The following is a 10,677-nucleotide window of genomic DNA, read 5'->3' on the forward strand; positions in this document are numbered from 1 at the left end:
GTCCGTGTGGAGCGGTGGCCGAAGGGCCGCGGCAGCTCGTGTGCCGGGCCTGCTTCACCCCGTACGCCCTGAGCCCAGCAGGCGTCGTACGCACCCGCCGGGAGGACACCTCGGCAGGGATGGAACTGGGCTTCCCCACCGGAGTGTTGAGCATCCCGGCGGGCACCGTGCAGGTTCTCGGCCGGGAGGGAGACGGCGATGCCGCCCGGCTGCTGGAGCCGTACGACAACCTCTCGCGGCGGCACGCCACGGTCCGGGTCGACGCGGGCGGCCGGGCGTGGATCCGAGACGAGGACTCCACGAACGGCACTTACCACCAGGAGCGCAGGATCGCACCGGGCGCGTGGGTGGCCCTGCGCTCAGGAGACCGCCTCAGGCTGGCGTCCGACATACCGGTCGCCGTCCGGGCCATGGGCGAGGGGTACGAGGGGGACGACGCATGAGTCCGGGGGAGTACTCACTGCCCGAGCCGCTGGCGGACGCCTTCCCGGCCGGCGCCGAGCTGATCGGGCAGGGCGGGGAGGCCGATGTCTTCCGGGCCCGGGACGCCGACGGGGTGCTGCGCGCGGTGAAGCTGTATCGCCGAGGGCTGCGGGCCGACCGCACGGTGTGGGAGCGGCTGGAACGGCTGCGGCACCACGCGATCGTGCAGGTGGCCGGGCAGGGCAGTGCGGTGGACGGGCGGGACTACGAGGTGCTGGAGTACCTCAGCGGCGGCGCGCTGGCCGAGCGGCTGCACTCCGGTCCGCTGGCCTCCGCACAGCTCCTCTCGCTCGTACGGCAGTTGACCGGCGGGGTGAACTGCCTGCACGAGGCCGGCATCATCCACCGGGACCTGAAGCCGGCCAACCTCCTCTACCGTGACCCGTCTTCGGACAGCGCGGTCGTCATCGCCGACTTCGGCATCAGCAGGGACCGGGAGCGGGCCCACCGCACCACGTCGATGACGCTCGCCTACGCCCCGCCCGAGTTCGTGCTGGAGGGCGAGTCGTCGGAGGCCCACGACTGGTGGGCGCTCGGGATGATCGTGCGGGAGGCCGCCACCGGGACGCCGCCCTTCGCCGGGCTGAGTGAACACGGGATCCGCCAGGCGCTCGGCCGGGGCGCGATACCCCTGAAGCAGGTGCCGGGCGACCGGCTTCCGGCGCTCTGCGCGGGCCTCCTCCAAACCGATCCGGCCCACCGCTGGACGGGCCGGGAGGTACTGGAGTGGCTGGACGGGCGGGACAGACCGACGGCGTCTCCGCGGTCGCCGCGCTCGGCGCCGACGAGGCGGGAGGCGGAGCCGGTCCGGCAGTCCGCCCCGCCGCCGCGCACGGGTGTGCGCGGGCTGGCGTATGGCGGTCGGCTGCACACCACGCGTGTGGGCTTGGCGGCGGCCCTTCGCGAACGGCCGGGAGCGGCCGACTACTTCTTCGCACACATGGGCACACGGCAGGCGCCCTCCGAGGCATGGCGCGAACTGTCGGCCTGGCTGCGGGAGTTCGACGATCTGACGGTCGTGGAGCGCGAGGGCAGGAGGGACCTGTTCGACCGCTGGCTGACCGGAGGCCTGCCGCCCGAGGTCAAAGATCTTGACGATGTGGTCGTGGTCGAGGGCCGCGAGCGCGCGCACCTCCCGGTCGAACCGGGCCACCGCCTCGTCCGCCGAGCCGTCCGGCAGCGGGCGCAGCGGGGGCGACAGCACCTTGACCGCGACCCGCCGCCCGAGCGCCTCGTCGACCCCGGCGAACACCCGCCCCTGGCCACCGCTGCCCACGATCCGTTCCAGGCGGTAGCGGCCGGCCAGCAGGTCGCCCGCCCCGGCCGTGTACGCCGCCCTGGTCACCGCCGCCCCCGGCGTCCGCGCGGCGCCCCGCCCGGACGGTGCAGCAGGGTCGGCCCGGTGTCCGACGGCGACAGCGGCCGCACCGGCCCGTGCTCCGGGTCCTCGAAGAAGTACCGGCGCCCGCTCAGCTCCAGCGCGACCGTCTCGTGCAGCAGGAGCAGCTGACCTGTGTGCAAGGGCCACTCGCCGCCCCGGCGCAGCCGTACGTCCTCACCCTGCCGACGTACGACGATGCCGTTGGCGCTGGTGTCGCGGACGCGGACCTGCCCGCCGGCGAGGGTGATCGTCACGTGATTGCGGCTCATCCAGACACGGGCTGCCTCGCCGATCCACGGGGCGAGGGCGATGCCGTCCGACGGCGCCGGTGCCCGGCCGACGGTGATCTCCGCGCCCTCGGCCACCGTGAACCTGGTCCGCACCGCTCCGTCCACCCGGACCTTCAGCTGCGCCCGATGCGGCACCGTGCCCACCGCCGAGAGCTGGACCTCGTGGGTGGGGCACAGGACCTGGCCGCGGCGGTGGCGGGGCAGCGGCTGTCCCGTCGCACGGCCGGGACCGAACAGCGGGCAGGCGGCCGCGGGGCAGCGCCAGATCCGGTCGAGCAGCTCGCGGCGGGCGCCGGCGCCACGGCGGTCGTACATGCCGGAGGCAAGCAGGTCGGACTCCTCCCGCTTGCGCGAGATCTGCCACTCCTGCGGTACGGGCATCACACGCGGGACCACGGTCACGCCCCGGCCCGAGGCGTCGGGGACCGGTCGTAGGAAGCTGTCGGTGTTCCCTGCGATCCAGGGGTGGTCGGGGATCTCGTCGAAGAAGTTGTCGCCGGTCACGGCCGGCATGTCCAGGGCCTCGACGAGTTCCAGGATCCGCGGGTCGGCCACCGGCCGTACTTCCAGGCGCCCTTCGGCGGCCCAGCGGGCCAGCAGCGTGCGCTCGGCCGGGTACAGCCGGCCGTCGCCGATCAGGGAGCCGTCGCAGACGCCGTAGATCCGTACGGAGTCGTCGCGGGCGAACTCCGCGAGGGCGTCGGTGAGCAGGGTGAGCCGCGACAGATCGGCGGGCCGGTCGTTGACCAGACCCTGCTCGCGCACCACGTTCGCGACGTCCACGACGAAGTCCGCCGTCATGGCGTCGAGGGACAGCCGCGGTTCCCTGTCCAGCCCCCTCCCGCTTCGCATGTCCATGACCGGTCAGCGTAGAAGCAGATGCCGTGCCGTGTCGGCGAGTCCGGGTGGACCGTTCCGAGACGCGGTCTGTGCCGGAATTGCCGCCACGGCGCATCATGGAGTGACTCGGGGGTTCGGGGAGGTACTCGTGTCCAATCCGTCGTGGCAGCCCTGGCAGTCGGGGCAGGGGGACTCGCAGCGGGCACAGGATGTCCCGCAGGCGGGGCAGGACGTGCCCCCGCGGCCCTGGCATCGGGCCCCGCAGCGCGGGCAGCACGGCCCGATGCAGGCGTGGCAGGGCGCTTCGCCGCCGGTCCAGGGCTTCGGGCAGGCCTGGCAGGGGCACAGCGCCCCCTCCATGCTCGCCTCCCACGCCGACCGTGAGCGTGCCGTGGACGTGCTGCGGGCGGGGTACGGGGAGGGGCGGCTGGAGAAGGGGGAGTTCGACCGCCGGGTGGCGCGGGCGTACGCGGCCCGTACGGTGGGGGAGCTGGCCCTACTGGTCGCCGATCTGCCGCAGGGGCCCGTGCCGGTCAGCCAGGCCGCTCCGGCCGTGCCCGCGACCTTTCTGGCGGCCCCGCCGCCCACGAACGGCAAGGCGGTCGGCTCCATGGTCTGCGGGATCCTCACCGTCTTCACCGGCGGGCTCACCGGGATCCCCGCGGTCATCCTCGGTCACTCCGCCCGCAGCGAAATGCAGCGCACCGGTGAGCGCGGCGAGGGCCTCGCCATGACCGGCCTCGTCCTCGGCTGGCTGTCGGTCGCCGGATGGGCGCTGATCATCACGATCCTCATCGCGGCAGCTCTGGCCTCCGCGTGACCCGGGGTGAGCTGCGGTGACGTAGCTCCTCGAGGTGTCGGGAACGTGAATTCGAAGATCATGTACGGCGTAGGGTCTTGACATGCTTCGCATGGCGATGCGGGCCCGGCCCATTTGTTTTGACCGCAGCGTATGAGGTAGGTACGCTCAGACCTTGTGCCTGGGGTGTGCCCTGGCTCTCGTGCGTGCCTTCAACCGCATGGCGAGCCGTCATTGGCCACCGTAATCTGCGCCCTTTCCGCCTGGCGGCGGGAGTCTGCCGGATTCGACACACCCGACCGCGTGGGTCGGCGACGTTCCAGGTTAGCTGTACCCATCGGCACACAGAAACCGGAGAAGTAGTGCCTACGATCCAGCAGCTGGTCCGTAAGGGCCGGCAGGACAAGGTCGAGAAGAACAAGACGCCCGCACTCGAGGGTTCCCCTCAGCGTCGTGGCGTCTGCACGCGTGTGTTCACGACCACCCCGAAGAAGCCGAACTCGGCCCTGCGTAAGGTCGCGCGTGTGCGTCTGACCAGCGGGATCGAGGTCACCGCTTACATTCCGGGTGAGGGACACAACCTGCAGGAGCACTCCATCGTGCTCGTGCGCGGCGGCCGTGTGAAGGACCTGCCGGGTGTTCGCTACAAGATCATCCGTGGCTCCCTCGACACCCAGGGTGTCAAGAACCGCAAGCAGGCCCGTTCCCGCTACGGCGCCAAGAAGGAGAAGTAAGAATGCCTCGTAAGGGCCCCGCCCCGAAGCGCCCGGTCATCATCGACCCGGTCTACGGTTCTCCTCTGGTCACGTCGCTCATCAACAAGGTGCTGCTGAACGGCAAGCGCTCCACCGCCGAGCGCATCGTCTACGGCGCCATGGAGGGCCTGCGCGAGAAGACCGGCAACGACCCGGTCATCACGCTGAAGCGCGCTCTCGAGAACATCAAGCCGACCCTCGAGGTCAAGTCCCGCCGTGTCGGTGGCGCCACCTACCAGGTGCCGGTCGAGGTCAAGCCCGGCCGCGCCAACACCCTGGCGCTGCGCTGGCTGGTCGGTTACTCCCGCGCCCGTCGCGAGAAGACCATGACCGAGCGTCTGCTCAACGAGCTTCTCGACGCTTCGAACGGCCTCGGTGCGGCCGTCAAGAAGCGCGAGGACACGCACAAGATGGCCGAGTCCAACAAGGCCTTCGCGCACTACCGCTGGTAGTCGCTACCCACATCGAGACCGAGAGAAGACTGAAGCCTTATGGCTACCACTTCACTTGACCTGGCCAAGGTCCGCAACATTGGGATCATGGCCCACATCGACGCGGGCAAGACGACCACCACCGAGCGGATCCTGTTCTACACCGGTGTGTCCTACAAGATCGGTGAGGTCCACGACGGCGCTGCCACCATGGACTGGATGGAGCAGGAGCAGGAGCGTGGCATCACGATCACCTCTGCTGCCACCACCTGTCACTGGCCGCTGGAAGACGTCGACCACACCATCAACATCATCGACACGCCGGGCCACGTCGACTTCACCGTCGAGGTGGAGCGTTCCCTGCGCGTGCTCGACGGTGCCGTGACGGTGTTCGACGGCGTCGCCGGCGTTGAGCCCCAGTCCGAGACGGTGTGGCGTCAGGCGGACCGCTATGGCGTCCCCCGCATCTGCTTCGTCAACAAGCTCGACCGGACCGGTGCCGAGTTCCACCGCTGCGTCGACATGATCTCTGACCGCCTCGGCGCTCAGCCGATCGTGATGCAGCTCCCGATCGGTGCCGAGGCCGACTTCAAGGGCGTCGTCGACCTCGTGACGATGAAGGCCCTGGTCTGGTCCGCCGAGGCCACCAAGGGCGAGATGTACGACGTCGTCGACATCCCGGACACCCACGCCGAGGCTGCCGAGGAGTACCGCGGCAAGCTGCTCGAGGCCGTGGCCGAGAACGACGAAGAGATCATGGAGCTGTACCTGGAGGGCACCGAGCCCTCCGTGGAGCAGCTGTACGCCGCGATCCGTCGCATCACCATCGCGTCCGGCAAGTCCAAGGACACCACGGTCACCCCGGTGTTCTGCGGCACCGCGTTCAAGAACAAGGGCGTCCAGCCCCTGCTCGACGCGGTCGTGCGCTACCTGCCGTCGCCGGTCGACATCGAGGCCATCGAGGGTCACGACGTCAAGGACGCCGAGGTCGTCGTCAAGCGCAAGCCGTCCGACGACGAGCCGCTGTCCGCGCTCGCCTTCAAGATCATGAGCGACCCGCACCTCGGCAAGCTCACCTTCGTCCGGGTCTACTCGGGCCGCCTGGAGTCCGGCACCTCGGTGCTGAACTCCGTCAAGGGCAAGAAGGAGCGCATCGGCAAGATCTACCGCATGCACGCGAACAAGCGTGAGGAGATCGAGTCGGTGGGCGCCGGCGACATCATCGCCGTCATGGGTCTGAAGCAGACCACGACCGGTGAGACGCTGTGCGACGACAAGGCCCCGGTGATCCTGGAGTCCATGGACTTCCCGGCGCCGGTCATCCAGGTCGCCATCGAGCCCAAGTCCAAGGGCGACCAGGAGAAGCTGGGCGTCGCGATCCAGCGCCTGGCCGAGGAGGACCCGTCCTTCCAGGTCCACTCGGACGAGGAGACCGGCCAGACCATCATCGGTGGCATGGGCGAGCTGCACCTCGAGGTGCTGGTCGACCGTATGCGCCGTGAGTTCAAGGTCGAGGCGAACGTCGGCAAGCCGCAGGTCGCCTACCGCGAGACGATCCGCAAGGCCGTCGAGCGCGTGGACTACACCCACAAGAAGCAGACCGGTGGTACCGGTCAGTTCGCCAAGGTGCAGATCGCGATCGAGCCCATCGAGGGCGGCGACGCCTCGTACGAGTTCGTGAACAAGGTCACCGGTGGCCGCATCCCGAAGGAGTACATCCCTTCGGTGGACGCCGGTGCGCAGGAGGCCATGCAGTTCGGCATCCTCGCGGGCTACGAGATGACGGGCGTCCGCGTCACGCTCATCGACGGTGGCTACCACGAGGTCGACTCCTCCGAGCTCGCTTTCAAGATCGCCGGTTCGCAGGCCTTCAAGGAGGCCGCGCGCAAGGCCAGCCCCGTGCTGCTCGAGCCGATGATGGCCGTCGAGGTCACCACGCCCGAGGACTACATGGGTGAGGTCATCGGCGACATCAACTCCCGCCGTGGTCAGATCCAGGCCATGGAGGAGCGGGCCGGTGCCCGCGTCGTGAAGGGCCTCGTGCCCCTCTCGGAGATGTTCGGCTACGTCGGAGACCTCCGCAGCAAGACGTCGGGTCGCGCAAGCTACTCGATGCAGTTCGACTCCTACGCCGAGGTTCCGCGGAACGTCGCCGAGGAGATCATCGCGAAGGCCAAGGGCGAGTAGCGCACTGCGTTAACGCACTGCGTTCACACGCCGTAGGCTTGACTCCGGAGCCTGCCGGGGCATTCACCCGCATTCGTCACCGTTTGCGAGTGGTGCCCCGGGGCCCGGGCACTAACAGCAAAGATCACCTGGCGCCGATGAAGTAAGGCGTACCAGAACCACTCCCAGGAGGACCCCAGTGGCGAAGGCGAAGTTCGAGCGGACTAAGCCGCACGTCAACATCGGCACCATCGGTCACATCGACCACGGTAAGACGACCCTCACGGCCGCCATTACCAAGGTGCTGCACGACGCGTTCCCGGACCTGAACGAGGCCTCGGCGTTCGACCAGATCGACAAGGCTCCTGAAGAGCGCCAGCGCGGTATCACCATCTCCATCGCGCACGTCGAGTACCAGACGGAGACGCGTCACTACGCGCACGTCGACTGCCCCGGTCACGCGGACTACATCAAGAACATGATCACCGGTGCTGCCCAGATGGACGGCGCCATCCTCGTGGTCGCCGCCACCGACGGCCCGATGCCGCAGACCAAGGAGCACGTGCTCCTGGCCCGCCAGGTCGGCGTTCCGTACATCGTCGTCGCCCTGAACAAGGCCGACATGGTGGACGACGAGGAGATCATGGAGCTCGTCGAGCTCGAGGTCCGTGAGCTGCTCTCCGAGTACGAGTTCCCGGGCGACGACCTTCCGGTCGTCCGTGTCTCGGCGCTCAAGGCGCTCGAGGGCGACAAGGAGTGGGGCCAGTCGGTCCTGGACCTGATGAAGGCCGTCGACGAGTCGATCCCGGAGCCGGAGCGCGACGTCGACAAGCCCTTCCTGATGCCGATCGAGGACGTCTTCACGATCACCGGTCGCGGTACGGTCGTCACCGGCCGTATCGAGCGTGGTGTCCTGAAGGTCAACGAGACCGTCGACATCATCGGCATCAAGACCGAGAAGACCACCACCACGGTCACCGGCATCGAGATGTTCCGCAAGCTGCTCGACGAGGGCCAGGCCGGTGAGAACGTCGGTCTGCTGCTTCGTGGCATCAAGCGCGAGGACGTCGAGCGCGGCCAGGTCATCATCAAGCCGGGCTCGGTCACCCCGCACACGGAGTTCGAGGCCCAGGCGTACATCCTGTCCAAGGACGAGGGTGGCCGCCACACGCCGTTCTTCAACAACTACCGTCCGCAGTTCTACTTCCGTACGACGGACGTGACCGGCGTCGTGACCCTCCCCGAGGGCACCGAGATGGTCATGCCGGGTGACAACACCGAGATGAAGGTGGAGCTCATCCAGCCCGTCGCCATGGAAGAGGGCCTGAAGTTCGCCATCCGTGAGGGTGGCCGGACGGTCGGCGCCGGCCAGGTCACCAAGATCAACAAGTGAGCTTGCTGATCTGACCTGGTAGCTCCAGCGCGAGCTCCTGAAGGGGCCCGTACGACTTCGGTCGTACGGGCCCCTTTGCCGTGCCCGGAGTCTCGCGCCCACGCCCGCCGGGGGCTTCGAAACTATTGGACGCGCATGGCCCATTGTTCGCACGCGACCCTCACTCCACTGTTTGTCACGGGCTCCACTGTTGTCACGGGCGGGGCCTTCGACGTCGTGCGGGGCCGGTCGTGGTCTCCCCTGAGGACCACCCGGGAGGCGTACGGGTAGCAGGCGACCTCCGCGGCGACATCGAGCGCGTGACGGGTGTACGGCCCGGCGACGCGATGGCGCGCGTGCTCGTCGGCGCCATCGGGCGCAGCCCGCTGATCGACGGGCTGATCGCCAGCGGCAAGCTGGATGTCACGGGTGTGCGCGGCAGGTGGGAGACCTCGCTGCAGACCGTCGCGGAGCGGCCGATGCCCGGCGTGGACCGGGTGTTCGTCGTTGCGGGCGGCCATCCGCGCGGGACGATCTTCGGTGCGGTCCTGGTACTGGTGGGGCGATGTGCCGCCGGTGCGCCGGGACGCGGTGTACGTGCTGCTCGGACGGGACACGAACCTGGCCCTCGGGACCTGGGCGCCCGCCTACTTCGGCCCGGGCAAGGCGCCCGGCTTCCCCGGCGGCTTCAACGCGGACTTCTACGCCGGACGCTCGGCCATGACCCGTACGGCGGTACGGACGAGTGGTCCTTCCGCCGCAACGCCGCAGGGTGCGCGGGCACGGCGACACCGCCCCCCCCGACGGCGACGGCATCGAGCTCATGCGGGAGATCATCGAGACGTAGCGGACCATCTTTGCCGAGGTGACCGGCAAGCCGCCGACCGCGACCCCACAGGTGTGGACCCTCTACAAGGAGGTCCAGCGCTACCGGGACCGAGGCCTGCGCACACCGGACGACGCACCCGGACCCCGAGGAGCCGCAGCGCGGGACGTACGACTGGTCGCAGGCCGACGAACTGGTCGCGTTCGCGCCCGCCATCGGCCAGGCGACTACAACGTCGAAGGCGTCAGCGCCGAGTCGACGGCCTACTGCGAACTGGCGTCCCGGCTGTGCGCCGAGGGCGTTCCCGTCCAAGGGTTGGGAACCCAGGGCCACCTGGGCATCCAGTACGGCTTCCCGGGCGGCGTCGCCGACCGTACGGCTCTGAGATTTGACTGCTCGTCAACTGAATTTTTCTCGCCTGTGGTTGACACCGTGGGCAAGGCGTTCCAGTGTTCGAGGCCGGAATGGAATCGTTACGTGCCGTGATGCGTGTCACTGCATATGTAAAGTTAACGCAGAGTAGCCCCCCAAACGGGGGCGCATGGTGAAGTTCTGAGCGAAAGCCGATCGCGGCTCCAACGGGGCCGCTACTTTCAGGCGTTGCCCCTTGCCGATGTGCAAATTTTTTTGCGTTGCTGTGAAGAGTCTGAGGTGGCTACAGTCCCGAGGTCTTCGATCGAACGGGGTTCTGAACGGGGAGGCCAGTCCTCGTCCCGCGGTCGCGGACATTCCACAGCATGACCAATCCAGGGGGGAATTATGTCTACTTTCGGTAGGAACCTGACCCGTCTCGCCGTCGCCGCCTCGGCCGTCACCGCGATGGGCGTCGCCGTGCCGAGCACCCCGGCGGCCGCAGCTTCCGCGACGGTCTGCGGCACCGGGTACGAGTTCACCGACGCCAAGCCGCTGCCGAGCGCCACGAATCGCCAGGCCACGCTCTTCTTCTACCTGAAGGGCAACAGCGCCTGCGCGATCCTCGACAACAACACGGGTGGCGCCGCCAACTACATGGACCTGCAGATCTGGCCGGGTAACAACAAGTCGGCCGGCGAGCGCGACCACGGCACCTTCTCGGAGTACGCGGGCCCGGTGCACAGCAGCACCCTCGCGACCGGTGGCCGCTGCGTCGGCATCTCCGCGCTGATGAAGAACGACGCGGGTACCGCCAATGTCGTCAACTGGAAGGGCGGCTACGTCTTCTCCGTCGACAGCAGCTCGTCCGACTGCGCCTGACCGATCCAGCTCGTCCGACCGCGCCTGAGGGGCTGACCACCCGGCGCTCGACGCGGCGGATCCGAACTCTCAAGTAAATTGGGGAACTTCAGCCTTGAGAC

General features: G+C 68.6%; 9 protein-coding genes and 2 pseudogenes. 10 read left to right on the top strand and 1 reads right to left on the bottom strand.

Annotated elements, in window-relative coordinates; all coding sequences use genetic code 11:
* Nucleotides 1–14 precede the first annotated feature (14 nt).
* Together ACWCRD_RS10255 and ACWCRD_RS10260 are read left to right on the top strand one after the other, a co-directional pair.
* The gene (locus ACWCRD_RS10255) at nt 15–443 is read left to right on the top strand and encodes an FHA domain-containing protein (protein WP_450965454.1); all 429 of its coding nucleotides are present in this window, start codon (nt 15–17) and stop codon (nt 441–443) included.
* A complete protein-coding gene (locus tag ACWCRD_RS10260) occupies nt 440–1,993 on the top strand; it encodes a serine/threonine-protein kinase (protein WP_450965455.1) in 1,554 nt (517 codons plus the stop codon). Before ACWCRD_RS10255 ends, ACWCRD_RS10260 begins: the two co-directional genes overlap by 4 nt.
* Before the next feature lie 50 nt (nt 1,994–2,043).
* Here the strand turns inward: ACWCRD_RS10260 and ACWCRD_RS10265 are convergent.
* Nucleotides 2,044–3,012 (bottom strand): annotated as a pseudogene (locus ACWCRD_RS10265) (FHA domain-containing protein); the annotation flags it as partial.
* A gap of 265 nt (nt 3,013–3,277) precedes the next feature.
* Here ACWCRD_RS10265 and ACWCRD_RS10270 point away from each other — a divergent pair.
* The 8 genes and pseudogenes from ACWCRD_RS10270 to ACWCRD_RS10305 all read left to right on the top strand — a co-directional run bounded on the left by ACWCRD_RS10270 (nt 3,278) and on the right by ACWCRD_RS10305 (nt 10,576).
* A complete protein-coding gene (locus ACWCRD_RS10270; RefSeq protein WP_450965822.1) occupies nt 3,278–3,814 on the top strand; it encodes a DUF1707 and DUF4190 domain-containing protein in 537 nt (178 codons plus the stop codon).
* 341 nt (nt 3,815–4,155) lie between these two features.
* The gene (gene rpsL, locus ACWCRD_RS10275) at nt 4,156–4,527 is read left to right on the top strand and encodes a 30S ribosomal protein S12 (protein WP_003948652.1); all 372 of its coding nucleotides are present in this window, start codon (nt 4,156–4,158) and stop codon (nt 4,525–4,527) included.
* Nucleotides 4,528–4,529: 2 nt separating this feature from the next.
* Nucleotides 4,530–5,000 (top strand): 30S ribosomal protein S7, encoded by a 471-nt coding sequence (gene rpsG, locus ACWCRD_RS10280; protein WP_003998848.1) that lies wholly within the window; start codon nt 4,530–4,532, stop codon nt 4,998–5,000.
* Between the two features lie 39 nt (nt 5,001–5,039).
* On the top strand, nt 5,040–7,166 hold the full coding sequence (gene fusA / locus ACWCRD_RS10285) for an elongation factor G (RefSeq protein ID WP_450965456.1): 2,127 nt from the start codon (nt 5,040–5,042) through the stop codon (nt 7,164–7,166).
* A gap of 178 nt (nt 7,167–7,344) precedes the next feature.
* Complete coding sequence (tuf, locus tag ACWCRD_RS10290; protein WP_450965457.1) at nt 7,345–8,538, top strand: elongation factor Tu; 1,194 nt, start codon at nt 7,345–7,347, stop codon at nt 8,536–8,538.
* 230 nt (nt 8,539–8,768) lie between these two features.
* Nucleotides 8,769–9,478: pseudogene (locus tag ACWCRD_RS10295) on the top strand (glycosyl hydrolase 115 family protein); the annotation flags it as partial.
* Nucleotides 9,461–9,829 carry an endo-1,4-beta-xylanase gene (locus tag ACWCRD_RS10300; RefSeq protein WP_450965823.1) on the top strand — a complete coding sequence of 123 codons (369 nt, stop codon included), beginning with the start codon at nt 9,461–9,463 and terminating at the stop codon, nt 9,827–9,829. The pseudogene ACWCRD_RS10295 and the gene ACWCRD_RS10300, both read left to right, overlap by 18 nt.
* Before the next feature lie 273 nt (nt 9,830–10,102).
* Nucleotides 10,103–10,576 carry a hypothetical protein gene (locus ACWCRD_RS10305; RefSeq protein ID WP_450965458.1) on the top strand — a complete coding sequence of 158 codons (474 nt, stop codon included), beginning with the start codon at nt 10,103–10,105 and terminating at the stop codon, nt 10,574–10,576.
* Nucleotides 10,577–10,677 lie beyond the last annotated feature (101 nt).

Source organism: Streptomyces sp. NPDC002092, assembly GCF_053593775.1.

Coding starts and splice junctions, on each gene's coding strand:
- ACWCRD_RS10260 (WP_450965455.1), top strand. CDS start 440: ATGAGTCCGGGGGAGTACTCACTGCCCGAGCCGCTGGCGGACGCCTTC.
- ACWCRD_RS10270 (WP_450965822.1), top strand. CDS start 3,278: ATGCAGGCGTGGCAGGGCGCTTCGCCGCCGGTCCAGGGCTTCGGGCAG.
- rpsG (WP_003998848.1), top strand. CDS start 4,530: ATGCCTCGTAAGGGCCCCGCCCCGAAGCGCCCGGTCATCATCGACCCG.
- fusA (WP_450965456.1), top strand. CDS start 5,040: ATGGCTACCACTTCACTTGACCTGGCCAAGGTCCGCAACATTGGGATC.
- ACWCRD_RS10305 (WP_450965458.1), top strand. CDS start 10,103: ATGTCTACTTTCGGTAGGAACCTGACCCGTCTCGCCGTCGCCGCCTCG.